At 55.5% G+C, this 20,689-nt stretch carries 17 protein-coding genes and 1 pseudogene; 15 read left to right on the forward strand and 3 right to left on the reverse strand.

Annotation, left to right across the window (positions count from 1 at the left end; translation table 11 throughout):
- Positions 1-117: 117 nt before the first annotated feature.
- A pseudogene (locus tag LGM20_RS20445) lies at positions 118-980 on the forward strand (IS3 family transposase); the annotation flags it as partial.
- Positions 981-1,041: 61 nt separating this feature from the next.
- On the opposite strand, the gene LGM20_RS20450 reads toward LGM20_RS20445, so the two are convergent.
- Positions 1,042-3,807: a LuxR C-terminal-related transcriptional regulator gene (locus LGM20_RS20450; RefSeq protein WP_044521162.1), complete on the reverse strand. Its 2,766-nt coding sequence runs from the start codon at positions 3,805-3,807 to the stop codon at positions 1,042-1,044.
- 254 nt (positions 3,808-4,061) lie between these two features.
- Here LGM20_RS20450 and LGM20_RS20455 point away from each other — a divergent pair, with 254 nt between their 5' ends.
- The 12 genes from LGM20_RS20455 to LGM20_RS20510 all read left to right on the forward strand — a co-directional run bounded on the left by LGM20_RS20455 (position 4,062) and on the right by LGM20_RS20510 (position 16,834).
- Complete coding sequence (locus LGM20_RS20455; protein ID WP_072422525.1) at positions 4,062-5,021, forward strand: thiamine pyrophosphate-dependent dehydrogenase E1 component subunit alpha; 960 nt, start codon at positions 4,062-4,064, stop codon at positions 5,019-5,021.
- Positions 5,022-5,032: 11 nt separating this feature from the next.
- Positions 5,033-6,052: an alpha-ketoacid dehydrogenase subunit beta gene (locus LGM20_RS20460; protein WP_044521157.1), complete on the forward strand. Its 1,020-nt coding sequence runs from the start codon at positions 5,033-5,035 to the stop codon at positions 6,050-6,052.
- A gap of 3 nt (positions 6,053-6,055) precedes the next feature.
- Complete coding sequence (locus LGM20_RS20465; protein WP_044521155.1) at positions 6,056-7,591, forward strand: 2-oxo acid dehydrogenase subunit E2; 1,536 nt, start codon at positions 6,056-6,058, stop codon at positions 7,589-7,591.
- Positions 7,581-8,978: a dihydrolipoyl dehydrogenase gene (gene lpdA / locus LGM20_RS20470; protein ID WP_044521153.1), complete on the forward strand. Its 1,398-nt coding sequence runs from the start codon at positions 7,581-7,583 to the stop codon at positions 8,976-8,978. Before LGM20_RS20465 ends, lpdA begins: the two co-directional genes overlap by 11 nt.
- Positions 8,979-9,197: 219 nt before the next feature.
- Positions 9,198-9,407 carry a hypothetical protein gene (locus LGM20_RS20475; protein WP_064794563.1) on the forward strand — a complete coding sequence of 70 codons (210 nt, stop codon included), beginning with the start codon at positions 9,198-9,200 and terminating at the stop codon, positions 9,405-9,407.
- A gap of 517 nt (positions 9,408-9,924) precedes the next feature.
- Positions 9,925-10,716: a class I fructose-bisphosphate aldolase gene (locus LGM20_RS20480; protein ID WP_002889868.1), complete on the forward strand. Its 792-nt coding sequence runs from the start codon at positions 9,925-9,927 to the stop codon at positions 10,714-10,716.
- A gap of 14 nt (positions 10,717-10,730) precedes the next feature.
- Positions 10,731-11,282, forward strand: coding sequence for a glycerol-3-phosphate responsive antiterminator (locus LGM20_RS20485; protein ID WP_044521152.1), 552 nt, complete (start codon positions 10,731-10,733; stop codon positions 11,280-11,282).
- 20 nt (positions 11,283-11,302) lie between these two features.
- Positions 11,303-12,841, forward strand: a complete 1,539-nt coding sequence (locus tag LGM20_RS20490; RefSeq protein WP_044521151.1) for an FGGY-family carbohydrate kinase — start codon at positions 11,303-11,305, stop codon at positions 12,839-12,841.
- A gap of 11 nt (positions 12,842-12,852) precedes the next feature.
- Positions 12,853-13,614 carry an SDR family NAD(P)-dependent oxidoreductase gene (locus LGM20_RS20495; RefSeq protein WP_044521150.1) on the forward strand — a complete coding sequence of 254 codons (762 nt, stop codon included), beginning with the start codon at positions 12,853-12,855 and terminating at the stop codon, positions 13,612-13,614.
- 16 nt (positions 13,615-13,630) lie between these two features.
- Positions 13,631-14,626: a 2-hydroxyacid dehydrogenase gene (locus LGM20_RS20500; RefSeq protein WP_044521147.1), complete on the forward strand. Its 996-nt coding sequence runs from the start codon at positions 13,631-13,633 to the stop codon at positions 14,624-14,626.
- Positions 14,627-14,714: 88 nt separating this feature from the next.
- The gene (locus LGM20_RS20505; RefSeq protein WP_023288522.1) at positions 14,715-15,977 is read left to right on the forward strand and encodes a PTS galactitol transporter subunit IIC; all 1,263 of its coding nucleotides are present in this window, start codon (positions 14,715-14,717) and stop codon (positions 15,975-15,977) included.
- 218 nt (positions 15,978-16,195) lie between these two features.
- Positions 16,196-16,834 carry a glutathione S-transferase family protein gene (locus LGM20_RS20510; RefSeq protein ID WP_044521144.1) on the forward strand — a complete coding sequence of 213 codons (639 nt, stop codon included), beginning with the start codon at positions 16,196-16,198 and terminating at the stop codon, positions 16,832-16,834.
- A gap of 40 nt (positions 16,835-16,874) precedes the next feature.
- Here the strand turns inward: LGM20_RS20510 and LGM20_RS20515 are convergent, their stop codons facing one another.
- Positions 16,875-17,624, reverse strand: a complete 750-nt coding sequence (locus tag LGM20_RS20515) for an SAM-dependent methyltransferase (protein ID WP_044521140.1) — start codon at positions 17,622-17,624, stop codon at positions 16,875-16,877.
- 57 nt (positions 17,625-17,681) lie between these two features.
- The gene (locus LGM20_RS20520; protein WP_044521137.1) at positions 17,682-17,939 is read right to left on the reverse strand and encodes a YjhX family toxin; all 258 of its coding nucleotides are present in this window, start codon (positions 17,937-17,939) and stop codon (positions 17,682-17,684) included.
- Between the two features lie 465 nt (positions 17,940-18,404).
- Here LGM20_RS20520 and glaH point away from each other — a divergent pair, with 465 nt between their 5' ends.
- Entirely contained in the window at positions 18,405-19,382 is a 978-nt protein-coding gene (gene glaH, locus LGM20_RS20525) for a glutarate dioxygenase GlaH (protein WP_044521136.1), read from the forward strand.
- Between the two features lie 27 nt (positions 19,383-19,409).
- Positions 19,410-20,678: an L-2-hydroxyglutarate oxidase gene (gene lhgO / locus LGM20_RS20530; RefSeq protein WP_032453044.1), complete on the forward strand. Its 1,269-nt coding sequence runs from the start codon at positions 19,410-19,412 to the stop codon at positions 20,676-20,678.
- Positions 20,679-20,689: the final 11 nt, after the last annotated feature.

Consider the following 20,689-nt stretch of genomic DNA (forward strand, 5'->3'; position numbering starts at 1 on the left):
TGGATTAGTTTTCATGCAGTTGCATGATAGGCTCTTAACCGCGCCTTATCTGGCCTGTTGGACTGACCCCGCCCCGGTAGACGATCCTGCCCTATAGTTTGAGCATAGGAGGAGCGTATGGGCACACCACGATTTACACCTGAATTTAAGGAAGAAGCCGTCCGTCAGATAACGGAACGCGGTTATTCCGTCGCCGAAGTATCTGACCGTCTGGGCGTCTCTGCACACAGCCTCTACAAGTGGCTACGGGCTATCAAACCTGATAACAGCGAGCAGCATGCACGGAATTTACTGTAAGCTAAAAGCGAGATCCTGAAACTACGGGCGCAGCTAAAACGCACCGAAGAAGAACGGGATATCCTGAAAAAGGCCGTGCGGTACTTTGCAAGGGAGCCCGACTGAAGTACCGCTTTATCAATGAGCACCGCACTGTATAGGGTGTCATGACGATATGTCGGGTGTTGTGCGTTGCCCGGGCCGGGTTTTATGCGTGGCTACATAACCCGGTCTCCGCGCGGGATAAAGATAACCAGCGTCTGCTGTAGCTTATCCGTGACTCCTGTTCACTGAGCGGAGGCGTATACGGTTACCGGCGGGTTCATGGCGATCTGAACGAAATCGGGGAAACCTACGGTAAAAACCGAGTGGGTCGGATCATGCAACTGAACCGGATTAAAGCCGTGCGCGGCTATAAAGCGCCACGTCGTATCGCTGGCAGGCCTTTAGTGGTTGCTCCTAATCGCGTGCAGCGGCAGTTCACCGTTGTCCGGGCCAACCAGGTCTGGGTCACCGATATTACTTATATACGCACCTGGCAGGGCTGGCTGTATCTGGCGGTGGTTTTCGATCTCTTCGCCCGTAACGTGGTCAGCTGGTCGATGAAACCCACTCTCTCACGCGAACTGGCGCTCGACGCGCTGATGATGGCGGTCTGGCGTCGAAAACCGGACGGCGAGGTTAACGTACATAGCGATCAGGGCATGTGGCGATGAGCAATGACGTCTGTATAATATTTTGCGCCCAGCCCCCCTGTTCAAACCGCTAATCCAGTAATTTCATCTCCAGCGCCCGGCTCATCGCTTGAGTGCGGCTATTCACTTTAAGCTTCGCGTAGATGTTTTTGATGTGCCATTTGACCGTCTCGGCAGAAATAGCGAGGGAGCGGGCGATTTCTTTGTTCATCTGACCTTCAGCGATCAGCTGTAATATCTGAAATTCTCGCTCGCTGAGTTCCCCATGAATATCGGGGCTTCCACTATTAAACGGTGTTCTGTCTGCAGGCGCGCGCTTGTCTGCCCAGGGACCTTGCACTCCCCCTTCCTCTGTACAAGCCGAAGAGAAATCATTCATACCGATAAGCAAAGGTTGCAAGGTATCGCCAGCGTCAAGAAAGAGGCCCTTGAGATGCTGTTGTTCAGCCAGCAGCAGCACTGGTTGAAATGTCGTGCGCGCAGCGGCAGTTTTGCCGCTGTTCCACAAGGCTAATGACCAGAGCGTACGCAGACGCGCTGCGGTTAACCTGTCCCCCCGGCTTTCCTGATCGCAGACCATCTCAGCCAGTAAAATGCAGGCTTGCGGCGCCTGGCCTCTGGCGAGAAGAAGCCGGCTGCGGCTAAGGGATGCAGACATAACGATGGCGCGTTGGCAGGGATGTTCGGCATCCATTCTGAAGCTGGCGGCCATTTGTTCAAGCTGCCGTTGCAGTTGCTCTGCGCCGGTGAAATTGCCGCGCTGCAGTCGCACCCTCACCTGCTCGGCTAACAACATGGCCTGGAGCCGTTGCCAGCCGCGAGACACCGCAAGGCGCTGCGCATGCTCCAGCAATCGCTCGGCCTCATAGGGCATATCGCTATTTAAGGCCTGACGCGCGAGATAGGTATAGCAACGACTCAGCGCGTCGGGTGGACTGAATCGGTCGATGAATTCGAGCCGGTCGGCTAACAGATGCTCGGGCGAGTCACCCCTCTGACATTCATAGGCTATCTCCGCCAGCAGCGGCGCCAGCGTCGCGCCACTGGTCGACTGGGTGCCGGTATAACATTCAGCCTGGCGCAACGTTTTCTCTGCGTACCACCCGGCTTTTCCCAGATCCCCCTGACAAAGATGGCACTGGGCAATGATAAACGCGCGATAAACCGAGACAAACAGATTATCTAAAGGGCTTTCCGGAGAGGGCATATGCTGTTGAACCTCCAGCGCGTCGTGATAGCGCTGGTTAACAACATGGCAATAGCTGAGAATATTGCATATCAGACCATCAACCCAGGTGTCGCCGCAGGGCACTTCGGCCAGCAACGGCTGAACAATAGCCAGACTCTCCGGGATGTTTTCAGCAAAGGCTTCGCAAATTGCCCGCACAACGCGCAATTTACACCAGGTGCTGCGGGTTAAATCCTCACGGTGATGAAGCACCATCTGATCGAGGTTATCAAGCAGCTGCCTCGACTCATCAAAGTGGAAATAATGCGCCAGTGCCCAGGCCAGATTAATTTGCAGGTCAATGCGCGCAGGATCGGTGCTGGGCGGTAAATGATGCATCCATGAGATCAGGGTATCGATATCCCCTTCTTCCGCCAGTGACTGAGCGCTTGCGCCGTCCTGCCCGGGGCTATGCACCGGCTTGCCTGCGCTGAGCGCATGGCGTACCGCCTCAGACCACAGCTTCTGTTCGACGAACCAATGACTGGCTAATTCATGTAGCTGTTTGCGATCAATAGCGTTGTTCTGCTGCAGCATGGTCCGAAGATTTTCCTGCAACAGAGGATGGTAGCGGAACCAGTAGCCTTGTTCGTCAAGGGCTGACAAAAAAAGGTTGTGTCGCTCAATCCATGCCAGCATCGCTTGACTGTCATCTCGTCCAGTCACTGCATTGCATAGTTCGGCATTTAACCGACTGAGGAAGGACGTTTTCACCAGGAAATCAAGCACCTCTTCCGGCAGCGGGTCCAGGACCACCTCTTTAAGATAGCGGGCAATGGACCGTGTTCCTCCATGCATATTGCGCAACAGATGCTCGGGATCATGCTGTAATTCTGCGGACAATGAAGCGATCTTCATCCCTGCGATCCAGCCCTCAGTCACGGACTGCAGCCGCTGTGCATGGTGGTTGCTGAGGGGTAGCGCAACCGTGCGGCTAAAATAGTGTTTCGTTTCTTCGAGCGTGAATTGCAGGTCTCGATCATAGATCTCCACCAGTTGGTCCTGGGCCTGCAGCTGGCTCAGCGCAAGATTCGGGTGGAAACGGCTGCCAATGATCAGATGCAAGGCGGCAGGCGCATGCTTGAGTAAATACCCCAGCGCTTCATAGACCCCACGATCGTTAATCACGTGGAAGTCGTCGATAATCAGGTATATGTCATGCGGGCAGTAGTGTAGCTGGTTAATGAGCCCGGCCAGCAGCTGCTCGGAGCTGGAGAGCTTCTGTTCTTCCATATCACGCCAGAAATCGGCGTCCCAGTCAGCATAGAGTGGACGCAATGCTTGCAGCAGGTAAGGAATAAACTGCCATACGTCATCATCATCCTCATCGAGGCTCAGCCAGGCGATACGTTCCCCCTGGGCGACCATCTGCTGATGCCATTGCGCCAACAGCGTGGTTTTGCCAAATCCAGCGCCAGCGCAAACGACGCCCAGCCGGCACTGCTGAACGGGATTGAGAAGCTGAAGAAGCCGGGGGCGCTCCAGCAATTGTATCGAGGAGCGAGGCGGGACGAATTTGGTCAGGATTAGCGGCAAGCCTCGCGTCAGCCGCAATGGCCCGGAGACCAGTGATGGTGATTGGCGACTTTCAAAATCCGATGGCTTCATCCGTGGTTATCTACTCGCTTTGTTTTTTTTCAATTGTACGCCAGCCCCCGGGATGACATGGGGCCGCCAAACTTTATAGCTACACAAAATTTAGAAAGTTTGACCTCAAGCATGAAAACCCCCACCTACCCCCCCATGAAGGTGGCTTCGCACTCCCTTTAACCGCTCGTAGATTCATTGCATGGGTGTGGCCAGGGTTATCCGCCCTGTCTGTTGGCCCCGCCTGGGTGACCTTTATTGAGGAGAATTAAATCATGCTCAGCAAACAGGCGTTATTGCAGGCTTACCGCAAGATGCGGGAGATCAGGACCTTTGAAGAGCGGTTGCATCAGGAAAATACCAGCGGTGATATTCCCGGCTTCATTCACCTTTACACCGGTGAGGAGGCCATCGCGGTGGGGGTCTGCGAAAATTTAACGAGCGCAGATTTTATTGGTTCAACACACCGTGGACATGGCCACTGTATTGCTAAAGGGTGCGACATTCACGGCATGATGGCCGAAATATTCGGCAAGGACAGCGGGTTATGTCGCGGTAAGGGTGGGTCGATGCACATTGCCGATCTGTCGAAAGGAATGCTGGGAGCGAACGCTATCGTTGGGGGAGCCCCTCCCCTGGCCATCGGCGCTGCGCTAACGGCAAAGACGCTAAAAACCGGCAACGTCGGTGTCTCTTTTACGGGCGATGGGGGTTCTAATCAGGGCCTGGTCTTTGAAGCCATCAATATGGCCGTCGTGCTCCAGCTTCCGGCCGTCTTTATTTTCGAAAACAACGGTTACGGCGAAGGGACCGGTCATGACTATGCCGTGGGTGGGCGTGATATCGCCCGACGCGCCGCTGGCTTCGGCCTGCCGGCAGTGACCGTTGATGGCACCGATTTCTTTGCCGTTTATGAGGCCACTTCAGAGGCAGTCAAACGTGCGCGAGAAGGCGGTGGCCCAAGCGTCATTGAGGCCAAAGCCTTCCGCTGGCACGGTCATTTTGAGGGGGATCCCGCGCTATACCGCGCGGAAGGTGAAGTGCAACGCCTGCGTGAACAACATGATCCGCTGAAGATTTTCACCGCTAAGGTCAAACAGCATATCACCCCGGAAGAACTGGCGGCGATTGACGAGGAAGTAGAAGCCCTTGTCAACGATGCGGTATTGAAGGCCCGCGCCGCTGCCTATCCGGCTCCGGAAGACCTGCTGACAGACGTTTATGTCTCATACTGAGGGTGATAACTATGGCGATTAAAACCTATCGTGAAGCGGTCAAGGAAGCCCTGGCTCAGGAAATGGAACGCGATGAACGCGTGGTGCTCATCGGTGAAGATTTGCGTGGCGGTCATGGCGGAAATGCGCCCGAAGAGGCGAAGATAGAAGCCTTTGGCGGTGTGCTCGGCGTCACTAAAGGGCTGTGGACGCAGTTCGGCTCCGATCGGGTGATCGACACGCCCATTACCGAGTCGGCCATCATCGGAATGGCGGCGGGCGCCGCAGCGACGGGTCTGCGGCCGGTCGCGGAATTGATGTTCATGGATTTTTTTGGCGTGAGTCACGATGCGCTGTACAACCAGGCGGCTAAGTTCCGCTACATGTTTGGTGGCAAAGCCAGAGCCCCGCTGGTGATGCGAGGTATGATCGGCGCGGGGTTTTCCGCCGCGGCCCAGCATTCACAGTCACCCTATAATATCTTTGCCACCACGCCAGGGCTGAAGGTGGTGGTGCCCTCGACGCCTTATGACGTCAAAGGTCTGTTAATCCAGTCAATTCGCGACGACGACCCGGTGGTTTTCTGCGAGCATAAAATGCTGTACGACCTCAAGGGCGAGGTACCGGACGAGAGCTATACCATCCCGCTAGGTGTAGCCAACTATACCCGCGAAGGAGAAGACGTCACCATCATTGCGTTGTCGGCAATGGTGCATAAAGCCAATCAGGTGGCGGACAAACTGGCCAGAGAGGGGATCTCGGTCGAGGTGGTCGACCCGCGGACCATTTCGCCGCTGGATGAGGAAGGGATTCTGGAATCGGTGGCGTCCACGGGGCGGGTAGTGATTGTCGACGAATCCGCGGCACGCTTCGGTTTTGCGCATGATGTCGCGGCGCTGATCGCGTCCCAGGCATTCCATTTCCTCAAAGCGCCCGTTCTGCTGGTGACGCCGCCACACACGCCGGTCCCGTTCTCCCCTGCTCTCGAAAAACTCTGGATCCCTGGCGTAGAACGTATCGAAGCCGCCGTCCGTCAAGTGCTGGAGGATTAACCTATGAGCGAAATCAAGACGCTTGAAATGCCAAAGTGGGGGCTTTCCATGGAAGAAGGCTTGCTCGCTCGGTGGGCAATCCAGGAGGGTGACAGCTTCACCCCAGGGCAGGAAATCTGTGAGATTGAAACCAGTAAAATCGTCAATGTGCTGGAGGCCCCCTTTGCCGGTACGTTACGTCGGATACTCGCCCGAGAGGGTGAGACGCTTCAGGTAGGCGCCGTGCTGGCCCTGGCGGCTGACGCTTCGGTCAGCGATGCTGACCTGGACGAATTCGCTGCCACTCTGGCTACGGCGAAATCCGCAGCCCCTGGCACGGAGGCTGCCGCGCCGGACGTAGCGGCACAGGCAGGCGCTAAGCCACCTTCCGTTGTTTCGCCGCCATCCAACAGCCCCGAGCCCCCCGTTGGGCAGACCGACATCCCCGTCAGTCTGCAAGGCGTGACCGATGTGACTCAGGTTAATGCCACGCCCCATGCGTTACGACTCTCTGCCCGCTGGGGTGTCGACCTGAAAAAAGTCCGCGGCAGCGGGCGCGGGGATCGTATCTCTGTTTCTGATCTGGAAAGCGCGATCCTTGCCGCCGGCGGTCGCCTGGCCTCTCCGACGCCCCCTGTTCGTCGCAGAAAAGCGCCCCGCTCGCATGCCGATGACAGCCAGGTATCGGCCACCCCGCTGGCGCGCCGTCTGGCCGGCAAGCTGGGTATCAACTTGCATGACTGCCGAAGCAGCGGTTCACGCGGCCGGGTGAGTCGCGATGATGTGCTGGCCGCGGCGTTGTTACTCGACGAGCACCCGCAGACCAGCCCGGTACAGGAGAGTACCCCGGTACCCTTTGAGAGCATCCCCATGTCCGGTATGCGGCGGGCTATCGCCTCTCGCCTGCAAACGTCCAAGCAACAGTCTCCCCATTTCCGTTTGAGCATCGATCTCGATCTGGAAAGACTGTTAGCGCTACGTCAGGAAATTAACCGCGAAGTACCCGGCGTCAAGATTTCGGTTAATGACCTGCTGGTGAAGGCCTGCGCCCTGGCGCTGGTGGCCGTGCCTGACGTCAACATTCAGTTTGATGAAGCGACACAAAGTATCCGCCGCTTTGCGGATGCCGACATTTCGGTGGCCGTTGCGCTGCCTGCCGGGCTAATTACCCCTATTGTTCGCTCGGCGAACCGGAAATCAATTAGCGACATATCGAACGAAATTCACTCGCTGGTGACCAGGGCCAAAGCGGGCACGCTGAAGCCGGAAGAGTTCCAGGGGGGGACCTTTAGCGTGTCAAATCTGGGGATGCTCGGCGTCCGGCAGTTTGACGCCATCATCAATCCACCGCAAAGCGCAATCCTCGCCATTGGCGCCGGCGAAATGCGGGCGGTAGTTCGCGACGGGCAAATCGTCGCGCGCCAGCAAATGACGGTATCGCTATCCTGCGATCACCGGGTTATCGATGGCGCGGCAGGTGCGGCTTTTCTCCGGGAACTCAGGCGACTGGCTGAAACCCCAACCTTGATGTTTATCCAGGAGACGAGCTATGCACGATAAATACGATGTGCTGATCATCGGCGGTGGTCCTGGAGGATATGTGGCCGCCATCCGTGCCGGCCAGCTAGGGCTTCGTACCGCATTAGTGGAGAAACAACATCTGGGCGGCATTTGCCTGAACTGGGGATGCATTCCAACCAAGGCGCTGTTGCATGGCGCTGAGGTCGCGCACAGTATCACCCATGCCAGTCAGCTGGGCATCAGCGTGGGTGAGGTGAACATCGATCTGCAGAAACTGGTGCAGTTTAGCCGTACCGTATCGCAACAGCTCACCGGCGGGGTGGCGTACCTGTTGAAGAAAAATGGCGTGCAGGTCATTGATGGCACCGCGCGGCTGCGCGGCAAGGGGCAAATAACGGTCGAGGATGCCCGAGGGGAGACGCGCGATTACCGGGCCGATCACGTGATCCTGGCCACGGGCGCCCGACCACGCGCATTACCAGGCATCGCGCCAGATGGCGAATATATCTGGACCTATTTCGAGGCGCTGCGGCCTAAGCTATTGCCCAGGTCGCTATTAATCATCGGTTCAGGGGCGATTGGCGTCGAGTTCGCCAGCCTTTATAACGATCTGGGCTGTAAAGTGACGCTGGTCGAGCTGGCGTCGCAGATTTTGCCAGTGGAAGATGCCGAGGTGTCTGCAGCAGTGCGTAAGTCATTCGAAAAACGCGGTATTCAGATCCATACCCAGACCCTGGTGACGCAAGTACAGCTCACCGGGACCGGGGTGCGCTGCACCATGAAAAACACCGGCGCCGAATATTCTCAGGACGTCGAACGCGTGCTGCTGGCGGTTGGCGTACAGCCGAATATTGAAGATCTGGGGCTGGAAACGCTGGGCGTCGAGTTAGACCGCGGTTTTATCAAGACGGACACCGCTTGTCGCACTAACGTATTCGGGCTTTATGCCATCGGCGATGTAGCCGGCCCGCCGTGCCTGGCGCACAAGGCCAGCCACGAAGGCGTGATCTGCGTTGAGACACTGGCTGGTGTCGAAGGCGCCCGCCCGCTTGATCGCGACTATGTGCCCGGTTGCACGTATGCCCGGCCCCAGGTTGCCAGTCTGGGCCTGACGGAATCGACGGCCCTGGCCAGGGGACGGCCCGTCAGGATCGGTAAGTTCTCCTGGCAGAATAATGGTAAGGCGCTGGCCAGCGGCGAGACAGAGGGTTTTGTGAAGACGATTTTCGATGCTGAAACCGGCGAGTTGCTGGGCGCGCATATGGTTGGCGCACAGGTCACGGAACTGATCCAGGGGTTTGGCATCGCCCGTCACCTGGAGGCCACAGATGAAAGTCTCCTGTCGATGATCTTCGCGCATCCAACACTTTCCGAAGCGATGCATGAATCCATCCTCGCGGCCTGCGATCAACCATTGCATCAATAAGAAATAAGGGAGGCGATAGCTGCGCGATACGGAGTAAGTTGTCCGTTATCCCTCCCGCACGCCCCGGCAGAAGATCCACCAGAACGGTTACGGCAGGATCTATTGATCTGAAACGCTAAACGCCAGGCGTAAATTCTGTATGTTTAGTAGACAACTCAACGACAGGAGGAGCGCTCTATGACACAGCACGAACGGTTTTGCCAGGCCTGCGGAATGCCGATGTCCGCACCCGATGCACAAGGGGCCAGCGATAAATATTGCGCGTATTGCAGCGACAGCGACGGTAATCTGAAATCCTGGGAAGAGGCCGTATCCGGTCTGGCGGCTTTTCTCGACTCCTGGCAAAAGGTGGGCGTAGCGGAATCACGGAAACGGGCAAAACGTTACCTGACGGCGATGCCTGCCTGGGCGCACAAAGCGGACGAGTAATTTGCCCGGGCGGCGGGAAGAAATCATTCCGGGGGACAGACCGCCATGCCGACAACGATGCTATAACGTTTTTGAACGCCATCCGGACGGGAATAAATGCGCGTTTGTGGATGGCGACCTGCAGGCAGGAGCATGCATGGATGGGTTCTTCATGCGGATGAAATAAACGCCTGGCGTTCTCCCTCTTGTCAGGATGCGTTATTGCATGGTTTTTTAAGGGTTCGGTTTCTGTATTTAACCCGGCACTTTTCACGTCATACAACATATTGATGTGATGAATCTCTCATTTCAACGACACCAACTGGACAGTAAGTTATCGCGTGTGTTAGTTATTTAATCACGCAAGAGAACAGATTTAATTTAAACAAAAGTTAAACCTTTCTCACTTTGCTAAAAAATTGCATTGATAATGCTTTGGATTCCCGAACCATTATCAAAAGGGTATGTGAACAGAAAGCCCTCAGAGACGCGAGTCTCTGAGGGCTTTTTTTTTGTTTTTTATCTCAGGAGTAAATAAATGTCTAAAGAACGTCGTCTCTCAAGAATATTCGCAAAAGATGGTAAATCCGTGACCTTAGCGCTGGATGGCTACTATTTTTCCACGAAAACAAATGGTATTGATAATACGATAAATCAGCTCCCTGCTCTGGTGGAACACGGCCTGGATTGCGCGCTCGTCACGTACGGCATGTTGAAGAATTATCGTGAAGCGCTGAACAGCGTTCCCGTTGTGTTACGCGTCGACAGCACGGTCAGTATCTTTGACAATACCGTTCCCGATACTACCCCCGTTTTTTCCGTCGAAGATGCGCTTAAAGTCGCTGCCGAGGGAGTGGTCTGCATGACCTTCCCCGGCGCCTTCAATGAAGAAAAAACCCACATTATGGCGATGCAACTCGCGCAGGCAGCGGATCGCTGGAACGTACCGCTGATTGTCGAATCGCTCCCGTATGGTTATCCCGTCACCAGCGATGACTCTAACAACCCGGCGATCATCGCTGCATCGGCCCGCGCAGCGGTGGAACTGGGCGCGGACGTCATCAAAACGCGTTTTACCGGTTCACCAGAGGACCGACTGATCGTTGAAGCTGCTGGCGTGCCGGTGCTTGCCTTAGGGGGGCCAAAAACCGGCATCGATGGTTACTTCAAATTTGTTCAGCACTGTATGCAGATGGGTGCGAAAGGCGTGGCTGTGGGACGAAACATTACCCAGGATCCGCAGCCGGCGAAAGTGGTAGCAGGTCTGAATGCCATCATCCATGAAAACGCAACAGCGGAAGATGCATACAGCCTCTACATGGCTAAATAACATCGGAAATTAATATGATTTCAAATAACACCATCATCCCTTCCATCAGGAAGTATAAATACTTTGAGAAAGCATTATCCTGCCAGTCAGAATATGTGCTGCTATCCGAAGCGAATATCGGCAATCTGCAGTCGCTGATTGGCAAATGCCATCAAAGCGGTAAGAGAGTCCTCGTTCACCTTGAATTACTGGGTGGTTTCAAACCGGATCAGGCGGGGATCAATCTACTGAAAAATTATTACAAGGTTGATGGTGTTATTTCTTCCAATCTCTCCGCGCTACGCTACGCCAAAAAAGAGGGATTGCTGACCGTATATCGGGTTTTACTTATCGATTCGCGATCGCTTGATCAGTCGCTCGATATTGTTAAACACAGTCCACCGGACGCAATTGAAATCTTACCTGCTGAATATGCCTGCCAGTGTCTGGAGTTGATTAGCCGAAATTTGAAAGGCTTTGATGTGGTATTCATCGCCGGAGGCTTTGTTAAGCGCAAATACCTTGTAGATAAAATATTCCATGCCGGATTTAAAGGGATAACCACCAGCGAGCCCGGCTTATGGTAACCAATAAGGAGTCCACGCGAATGAAAGATGAATACGTCATGGGCATCGACAATGGTGGAACCGTCACCAAGGCAGCCATCTATGACCGTAAAGGACAGGTGCTCGCGATCGCCTCAAAATCCACGCAGATGCTGACACCCCGGGAATTCCACACAGAGCGCAGTATCGATGAGCTGTGGGCCGCTAATGTCGAAGTGATTAAAAAAGCGATTGAGCAATCAGGTATCGATGCCAGCCAGATAAAAGGAGTGGCCGTCACCGGTCATGGTAACGGTCTGTATCTGGTTGACGATGAAGGTCACCCGGTGCGTAACGGCATTATATCCACCGACAGCCGGGCAAAAGAGTACGTTGAGAGATGGCAACGCTCGCCAGAATTCCTTACCGACATTTTGCCAAAAACAATGCAGTCCATCTGGGCCGGACAACCTGTCGCCTTGCTGGCATGGCTGAAGGACTTCGAGCCCGAGACGCTGCAAAAAGCGCGTTATATTTTTATGGTCAAGGACCTGATCCGTTTTTACCTGACCGGAGAGGCTTTTCTTGAGCTGACCGATATCTCAGGCACCAACCTGATCAACGTACGTGACTGCAAGTATGACGATGAACTGCTGGCATGGTGGGGACTTGATGAACTGCGGGACAAATTGCCCCCCATCAAACGCTCAACGGAATGCTGCGGAAAAATCACTGACGACGTGGCCCGTCTGACCGGTTTATGCGCAGGTACGCCGGTTTCTGGCGGGGTGTTTGATATCTCGGCCTCTTCCATTGCCTCGGGGATCAACAGTCTCGATAAGATGGCGATCGTCACCGGCACCTGGAGCATAAACGAATACGTTACCGACCACCCGGTTATTGATAAAGATCTGTTTATGACCTCCATTTATCCCATTGAGGGTAAATGGCTCATCACCGAGGCCAGCCCCACCTCCGCGAGCAACCTGGAGTGGTTTATTAACAACTTTATGGAGAGCGATCGGAAAACCTCCGCCGAGCAAGGATCGTCGGTCTATGACCTGTGCAATAAGCTGGTTTCGTCAACGACGCCGGATGAAAGCCACCTGCTGTTCTTTCCGTTCGTGTTTGGCTCTAACACCATTCCCGACGCCTCGGCCGGCTTTATCGGTGTAAACAGCTTTCATAAAAAAGCCCATTTTCTGCGGGCGATTTATGAGGGCGTGGCCTTTAGCCATCTCTACCACACCGAGCGCTTGCGCAATATTAACCCGAAGTTAAGCCGCACAATTCGTATTGCCGGCGGTGTCACGAACTCCCCGGTCTGGCTACAGATATTCGCCGATATCTTCCAGGCCACGCTGGAAATCGTTGACGTCAAAGAGCACGGGACCCTGGGTACCGCGATGACCGCAGCCGTCATGGTGGGCTGGTTTGCAGAGGTATTTGCTGCCTCAAACGAAATGGTCCATGTCTCACGCACCGTCTCCCCTAATCCGGAAAATCACCGGGTCTACCAGACCAAATACCAGCTTTATAAAAACCTGTTATCAGAAATGCAGTCGCCGTGGAAAAGCTGCAGCAACTACATCGCGCACTAAGTGAGGAAAAAATGGATCTGAATTTAACGAATCGTACGGCCATCGTGACAGGCGGCGCAACCGGCCTGGGGAAAGAGTTTGTCCTTTCTCTCGCCAAAGAAGGCGTCAATATCTGCTTTACCTATATGCGGGAAGAAGAGCATCCCGAACGGCTGCTCGAAACGGTGAAGGCCAGCGCGAACGTTGAGATCATCGCGGTTAAAACCGATCTCTCTGACGAACAGAGCCGGGAAAATCTGTTTGCCACCTGTATCGACAGACTGGGCAAAGCCGACATTCTGGTGAATAACGCCGGGATCTGGCTGAGCGGCTACGTCACCGAGATCAGCCCGCAGGACTGGGATCTGGTGATGAATGTCAATCTGAAAGCCATCTTCCATCTCAGCCAGCTATTTGTAAATCACTGCCTGCAGCATGACCGGATGGGCAGCATTCTGAATATTACCTCGCAGGCCGCGTTCCACGGCTCCACGACGGGACATGCGCACTACGCGGCAAGTAAGGCCGGTCTGGTCGCCTTTGCTATCTCTCTGGCGCGGGAAGTCGCCAAACAAAAAATCAATGTGAACAATATCGCCGTCGGGATCATGGATACTGCGATGATCCGTACGAACATTGAGCAAAACCCTGACTATTACGTCAGTCGTATTCCGGTGGGCCGCGTGGCTCAGCCTCAGGAAATTGCCGACATCGGTGTCTTCATGGTTTCTCCTAAGACCAGCTATATGACGGGAGCAACTCTGGACGTTACCGGCGGTATGTTGATGCGTTAATCGAGGGAGAATCATTATGAAATGTCTGGCAATTGCCGATCTGTTTATCAATGCAGCAATGATGGAATCAGGACTGAAAGCGCTCAGGGATAACGGGATTGAAGTCGAAGTACGCGAGTGGTCACATGACTCCATTGAGAAACTTCAGGAAGATAATCTGCGGGTTGAACAGGAAGGCGCGGAAGCCGTGGCCTTACCGGAAGATCTGCTTCAGGGAGCGGGTGATATTGACATCCTGATCACTCAGTTTGCCCCCGTCAATACTGCGGTGTTCGATAAACTACCCACGCTGAAATATGTAGGCGTACTCCGCGGTGGCGTGGAAAACGTGAATCTTGAGGTGGCGAACGCCCGGGGCGTTGAGGTGATGAACACCCCGGGGCGTAACGCTCGCAGCGTCGCTGAATTCACGGTCGGCATGATCCTGGCGGAAATGCGCAATATCGCCCGGTCACACGATGCCCTGCGTGATAAATACTGGCGTAAAGACAGCCCGAACCATCAGGCGATCCCGGAGCTTGGCGGAAAAGTCGTGGGGCTGGTTGGCCTCGGCCATATTGCCCAACTGGTCGCGGGATTTCTCAGCGGCTTTGGCACGGAGATTATCTTTTACGATAAGTACGTTGCAGGCCATGAACGTTATGAGAAAGTCGATTCACTGGACGAACTGGTACAACGCGCCGACGTTATCTCGTTACATGCTCGCCTGACGCCGGAAACCGAAAATCTGATTAACGCACACCATTTCGCGCTGATGAAGCGCAGTGCCATCATTGTTAACACGGCACGCTCCGGGTTAATCAATGAAAAAGAGATGATTGATGCGCTCAGATCCGGGCAAATTATGGGCGCCGCGCTTGATACCTTTGATGACGAACCGCTTCCTGACGACAGTGCATTCTATACCCTGAATAACGTGACCATTACGCCGCATATTGCCGGGAGTACCATTGACGCATTCAGTAATTCGCCCAAACGCTTCGCTGAGATCCTTTTAAAGAAACTCAGTTAAATACTAAAAGAACCATTAAAGGTATTAACAGGGCCCAATGGGCACGGGTTAACTCGTGCCCAATTCGCCCGCCTTTTAAGGAATCATTATGGATATTATCAACAGCATTATTAGTCTGGGGGCATCAGTAATGATGCCAGTAATATTCTTTATTATCGCGCTTTGCTTTGGCGTTAAAATCGGTACGGCATTTAAAGCAGGGATGCTGGTCGGCATTGGTTTTGAAGGGGTGGGGCTGGTGATTGGCCTGCTGCTGACAAACCTGGGCCCGGCATCGCAGGCGATGGTTGAGCGTATCGGCCTGCAGTTAACGGTCGTTGATACCGGTTGGCCTACCGCATCGACTATTGGCTGGGGTTCGCCGCTGATGCTGCCCGTCGTGGTGGGCTTTATCGTCATCAACCTGGCCATGCTTCTGTTGAAATTAACCAAAACGGTGAATATCGATATTTTTAATTACTGGATTTTCCTGATCATGGGGTCTGTGGTCTATGCCGGAACGGGAAATTACTGGCTTTCTGTCGGTATTACTTTCGCTATTTTTGTGTTGACGCTATTGGCCGCAGATTTAACGGCGCCGTATTTACAAAAAAACTATAATCTTAAAGGGATATCATTCCCACATCTTACCTGTATAGCTTACGTGCCGTTTGGCATTGCCTGTAATTACATCATTGATAAGATCCCGCTCATCAATAAAATCAATTTCGATCCGGAAAGTATTAATAAAAAATTCGGCGTTTTTGGCGAGCCTCTTACCCTGGGATTTGTGCTGGGACTGCTGTTGGCCTTCCTGGCTGGATATGACATTTCCGCTGCCGTTTCACTGGCCATTAAGGTTTCAGCCGCCATGCTGCTGCTGCCGAAAATGATTGAAATTCTGGTGCAGGGATTGTTGATTGTTCGTGATGCCGCTGAAGCAAAACTGAAGGCTAAATTTCCGGGGCGCGATTTTTACATCGGGATGGATACGGCGTTATTGATCGGTGAACCTTCGGTACTGGCGACCGGTCTGCTGTTAATCCCTATGGCTGTGGTGCTGTCTATCATTCTGCCCGGCAACCGCGTACTGCCCTTTGTCGATCTGGCTTCGTTAATGTTCCTGCTGGCAATGGTCACGCCGTTCTGTAAACGAAATATGTTCCGCATGTTCATAACCGGAACCCTGATCGTGACCTGCATTCTGTATGTCGGGACGGACATTTCGCAAGAATATACTCAGGCGGCGGTGAACTCACATATTCCGGTACCGGAAGGGATGGCCGAGATCACCAATATCGTCGGCGGCGCCACGACGCCTGTCGGCTGGCTGGCCGTCAAATTTGGCGAGTTTTTTAGCGCCACACCTTAGTACAAGACCACTTAAGTAAACAGAGGGCAAACTGTTGCCCTCTGTTTCTTCCTCTCATTCTGTGCGCTGAATAGCTGGCTGAGCTACGCCTCTGGTTTGAACATCTGACCAGCGCGGCCGCCCCCTGCGCGGCGAGGTGACTCATTTCTTTTGTGACCCCTCCCGTTTTCAACCCTACCTGCTATGCTCCTTCTTTCCCCTGTTCACAGGAGATCCCGATGCTGACTATCTGGGGCCGAAAAACTTCCTCTAACGTGCAGGCGCTGATGTGGTGTGTTGGCGAGCTTGGTCTGGACTATCTCCGCTTCGACGTGGGCCATCGCTATGGCGGTACCGACAGCGAGGCGTTTTATCAGCTCAATCCCAATCGTACGGTGCCAGTGCTGCAGGATGGCGATAATCCGCCGCTGTGGGAAACCGGCGCGATCCTTCGCTATTTAGCCAGTCGCTACGCCGACGACGCCTTCTGGCCGGGCGACCTGCTGGCTCGTACTGAGATTGATCGCTGGGCCGAGTGGTCAAAGCAGAATATTGCCCTCGGCTTTACGGCGCCGGTGTTCTGGCGCGTGGTGCGCACGCCCGCCGCCGAGCGGGATCCGCAGGCCATCGCCGCGGCGGTGACGGCCCTGGAGCAAAAGCTGGCGATTGCCGAGGAACGTCTCGCCGGCAGTCGCTATCTGGTGGGCGATACGCTCACCCTGGCCGACATCCAGTTTGGTCATGTGCTGTACCGCTACTTTGCAATCGATATCATTCGTCGCCCCCTACCCCATCTTGCGGCCTATTATGCACGGCTAACCGCACGGCCCGCCTTTTGCCAACACGTCATGGTCAGCTACGACGAGCTGAAGGTCTGAAGATGGTCGGTAGCGCCTCCCGACGCTACCGACACGCTGGTTAACGCGCCATCAGGACAAACACGCCCCAGCCGAGATATTCCCGGGTCCAGGTGACATGGTGCAGCGGCGCGGTGGTCAACTGCTGGCGAACCTCCGGCGCGAAGTCATCGTGCGGATTGGCCTCCAGCCAGCGGCGCATCGTCAGCCATTTCGCCGCTTCATAACGATCCCAGCCCTCCGGGTCCGCCAGCACCATCTCCACTACGTCATAGCCCAGTTCGCCGAAGTGGGCGACCAGCGCCGGCAGCGTCAGGAAGTCGTCGGGAGAGTGCGCGCCGCAGGCAACCGCCTCTTCCGCCGTGGCGGGGCGTTTGCGCCACCATGGCTCGCCGATCAGCAGCATACCGCCTGGGTTAAGGCTCTGCTTCAGCAGCGCAATCGTGCCTGCCACGCCGCCGCCGATCCACGTTGCCCCCACGCAGGCGGCAATATCGCACGGCTGACTGGCGACATACCCGCTGGCATCCTGGTGCACAAAGGTCACCCGGTCGCTCACCCCGAGCGCCTCTGCCCGGGCGGCCGCCTGCTGGCTGAACAGCAGGCTCATGTCCACCCCGGTGCCGACGATCTGATGATCGCGCGCCCAGCTACAGAGCATCTCTCCGGAGCCGCTGCCGAGGTCAAGAATGGAGGCGCCCGGCGCCATTCGCAGCGCCCGCCCCAGCGTGGCGTACTTTTCCGGGGTAAAAGGGTTATGAATACGGTGTTCGCTTTCACTGATAGTAAAAATGCGAGGGATATCGATCATGGTTTTTTCTCCTTGAGAGCCATACGCCCGGGCAGCGACCCTGCCCGGGTCGCTGTATCAGCGGTTGTCCGCCTGCGCGCGAACGTTGGTCAAACCGGTGATGTTGATCCGGTACGGCTGGCCATTCACCGACTTAATCAGCTTTTTGGTTTTGAGCTTTTTGAAGACCGCGAGGGTGCAGTCGCTCAGCAACAGCCCTTCCCGGGTGTAGCATTCGACGGCGGTAATGCGGCCGGAGGTATCACGGACGTGCGCAATACGGCCACCTTTGGCGAGTACGTGTAAGGTCCGTTGTTCCTGACGGGATAAATTCATACTGAAACCTGTTCATTATCATGTGCGAAAACATGCCTACACCCGCAGGTGTGTGCGTAAGGTTTAAGCGCAGCGATAATCAGTCCGGCCTGGGCAGGTCGGGAAGCTGATTATCTGATAATGACATTCTCCAGCATCGAAGCCTCGGTGAGCATTGAAAGGTATTTACCGGCTGAATGTTAACACCTTCATCTGGTAAGGGTATTGCACAGATTAAAAACTGTGATCGGCGTTATGATTTACCCTCAGCCTTTCGGCATTTTGCCTTTTCCGCCCCCCGCTTTGTTCCTCAACGTTAACCACCGCCTTATCTCTCTCGCATTGTTAAATAATTATTGGCAGATCACAAAATAGAAACAAAAAGGCCATTTCGTACGCATTTTATAAAAATGTAGATATTTTTAATTTATGGCTACGAAATGAACATCACCCTGACCTTCCATTCCATTGCGAGGAACGATCCTGATGAACGCCCTGACCGCAGTAAAACCGACATCCGCGCCGTTAGCTCAACACTTCCCTGGCTTTACCGTCGCCCCTTCCGCCCAGTCGCCGCGCCTGCTGGAGCTCACCTTTTCCGCCGACACCACCGCCCAGTTTCTGCAGCAGGTCGCGCAGTGGCCGGTGCAGGCGCTGGAGTACAAATCTTTCTTACGCTTCCAGGTGGGCAAGATCCTCGACGATCTGTGCGGCAACCAGCTGCAGCCGCTGCTGATCAAAACGCTGCTCGACCGCGCGGAAGGCGCGCTGCTGATCAACGGCGAAGGGATCGATAACGTCAGCCAGGCCGAGGAGATGGTCAAGCTGGCCACCGCCGTGGCGCACCTGATTGGCCGTTCCAATTTCGACGCCATGAGCGGCCAGTATTACGCCCGTTTCGTGGTGAAAAACGTCGATAACTCCGACAGCTATCTGCGCCAGCCGCACCGGGTGATGGAGCTGCACAACGACGGCACCTACGTCGAAGAGCAAACCGACTATGTGCTGATGATGAAGATCGACGAGCAGAACATGCAGGGCGGCAATTCCCTGCTGCTGCATCTCGACGACTGGGAGCACCTCGACGAATTCTTCCGCGACCCGCTCGCCCGCCGCCCGATGCGCTGGGCCGCGCCGCCGAGCAAAAACGTCAGCAAAGATGTCTTCCACCCGGTATTCGACGTCGACCAGTTGGGTCGCCCGGTGATGCGCTATATCGACCAGTTCGTCCAGCCGAAAGATTTCGAAGAAGGCACCTGGCTGAGCCGCCTCTCCGACGCGCTGGAGACCAGCAAAAACATTCTTTCTGTACCGGTTCCGGTAGGCAAATTTCTGTTGATAAACAACCTGTTCTGGCTGCACGGCCGCGACCGCTTTACGCCGCACCCGGACCTGCGCCGCGAGCTGATGCGCCAGCGCGGCTACTTTGCGTATTCCACGAATCATTACCAGACTCATCAATAAGGGTTTTCAGGCGAAGGAATTGAGCGGATGTATGATTTCGTGATTATCGGCGGCGGCATCATCGGCATGTCGACCGCCATGCAGTTAATTGAGATTTACCCGGACGCCCGCATTGCGCTGCTGGAAAAAGAGGCCGGCCCGGCCTGCCATCAGACCGGCCATAACAGCGGCGTGATCCACGCCGGGGTGTACTACACGCCCGGCAGCCTCAAGGCGCAGTTTTGCCTCGCCGGCAACCGCGCCACCAAAGCCTTTTGCGAGCAGAATGGCATCCGCTACGACGTCTGCGGCAAGATGCTGGTCGCCACCTCGCCGCTGGAGATGGAGCGGATGCGCGCCCTGTGGGATCGCACCGCCGCCAACGGCCTGCAGCGGGAATGGCTGAGCGCCGGGGAGCTGCGCGAGCGCGAACCGAACATCAGCGGACTCGGCGGGATCTTCGTCCCTTCCAGCGGCATCGTCAGCTATCGCGACGTGGCGGCGGCGATGGCGAAGAACTTCGAATCGAAAGGCGGCGCCATCGTCTACAACGCCGAAGTCAGCGCCCTGAAAGAACACGCCAGCGGCGTGGTCGTCCACACCCGCCAGGGCGGCGAGTATGAGGCCTCGACGCTGATTACCTGTTCCGGGCTGATGGCCGATCGACTGGTGAAAATGCTCGGCGTCGATCCCGGGTTTATCATCTGCCCGTTCCGCGGGGAGTATTTCCAGCTCGCTCCGCAGCACAATCAGATCGTCAACCATCTGATCTATCCGATCCCCGATCCGGCGATGCCGTTCCTCGGCGTCCACCTGACCCGCATGATCGACGGCAGCGTCACCGTCGGCCCCAACGCCGTGCTGGCCCTGAAGCGCGAAGGCTATCGCAAGCGCGATATTTCGCTGGCCGATACCCTGGAGATCCTCACCTCGCCCGGCATTCGCCGGGTACTGCAAAACAACCTGCGCTCCGGGCTGGGCGAAATGAAAAATTCGCTGTGCCGAAGCGGCTATCTGCGGCTGGTGCAGAAATACTGCCCGAGCCTGACATTGCGCGATTTGCGCCCGTGGCCGGCCGGTGTGCGGGCGCAGGCGGTGTCGCCGCAGGGCAAACTGATCGACGATTTTCTCTTCGTCACCACCGCGCGTTCCATTCACACCTGTAACGCGCCGTCACCCGCGGCGACGTCGGCTATCCCGATCGGCGCGCATATCGTCAGCAAGGTGCAGACCCTGCTGGCCAGCCAGAGCAATCCCGGACGCACGCTGCGTGCGGCACGTAGCGTGGAGACACTACACGCCGCTTTTACCCGTTAACCCCCTGAAGA

It is taken from the genome of Klebsiella quasipneumoniae subsp. quasipneumoniae, from assembly GCF_020525925.1.
GTDB lineage: Bacteria > Pseudomonadota > Gammaproteobacteria > Enterobacterales > Enterobacteriaceae > Klebsiella > Klebsiella quasipneumoniae.

What these genes read in the sequence shown, in the direction of transcription:
- lhgO (WP_032453044.1), top strand. Translation starts at nt 19,410, where the DNA reads ATGTATGATTTCGTGATTATCGGCGGCGGCATCATCGGCATGTCGACC.
- LGM20_RS20520 (WP_044521137.1), bottom strand. Translation starts at nt 17,939, where the DNA reads ATGAATTTATCCCGTCAGGAACAACGGACCTTACACGTACTCGCCAAA.
- LGM20_RS20485 (WP_044521152.1), top strand. Translation starts at nt 10,731, where the DNA reads ATGATTTCAAATAACACCATCATCCCTTCCATCAGGAAGTATAAATAC.
- glaH (WP_044521136.1), top strand. Translation starts at nt 18,405, where the DNA reads ATGAACGCCCTGACCGCAGTAAAACCGACATCCGCGCCGTTAGCTCAA.
- LGM20_RS20495 (WP_044521150.1), top strand. Translation starts at nt 12,853, where the DNA reads ATGGATCTGAATTTAACGAATCGTACGGCCATCGTGACAGGCGGCGCA.
- LGM20_RS20450 (WP_044521162.1), bottom strand. Translation starts at nt 3,807, where the DNA reads ATGAAGCCATCGGATTTTGAAAGTCGCCAATCACCATCACTGGTCTCC.
- LGM20_RS20455 (WP_072422525.1), top strand. Translation starts at nt 4,062, where the DNA reads ATGCTCAGCAAACAGGCGTTATTGCAGGCTTACCGCAAGATGCGGGAG.
- LGM20_RS20465 (WP_044521155.1), top strand. Translation starts at nt 6,056, where the DNA reads ATGAGCGAAATCAAGACGCTTGAAATGCCAAAGTGGGGGCTTTCCATG.
- LGM20_RS20500 (WP_044521147.1), top strand. Translation starts at nt 13,631, where the DNA reads ATGAAATGTCTGGCAATTGCCGATCTGTTTATCAATGCAGCAATGATG.
- LGM20_RS20460 (WP_044521157.1), top strand. Translation starts at nt 5,033, where the DNA reads ATGGCGATTAAAACCTATCGTGAAGCGGTCAAGGAAGCCCTGGCTCAG.
- LGM20_RS20475 (WP_064794563.1), top strand. Translation starts at nt 9,198, where the DNA reads ATGTCCGCACCCGATGCACAAGGGGCCAGCGATAAATATTGCGCGTAT.
- LGM20_RS20515 (WP_044521140.1), bottom strand. Translation starts at nt 17,624, where the DNA reads ATGATCGATATCCCTCGCATTTTTACTATCAGTGAAAGCGAACACCGT.
- lpdA (WP_044521153.1), top strand. Translation starts at nt 7,581, where the DNA reads ATGCACGATAAATACGATGTGCTGATCATCGGCGGTGGTCCTGGAGGA.
- LGM20_RS20505 (WP_023288522.1), top strand. Translation starts at nt 14,715, where the DNA reads ATGGATATTATCAACAGCATTATTAGTCTGGGGGCATCAGTAATGATG.
- LGM20_RS20480 (WP_002889868.1), top strand. Translation starts at nt 9,925, where the DNA reads ATGTCTAAAGAACGTCGTCTCTCAAGAATATTCGCAAAAGATGGTAAA.
- LGM20_RS20510 (WP_044521144.1), top strand. Translation starts at nt 16,196, where the DNA reads ATGCTGACTATCTGGGGCCGAAAAACTTCCTCTAACGTGCAGGCGCTG.
- LGM20_RS20490 (WP_044521151.1), top strand. Translation starts at nt 11,303, where the DNA reads ATGAAAGATGAATACGTCATGGGCATCGACAATGGTGGAACCGTCACC.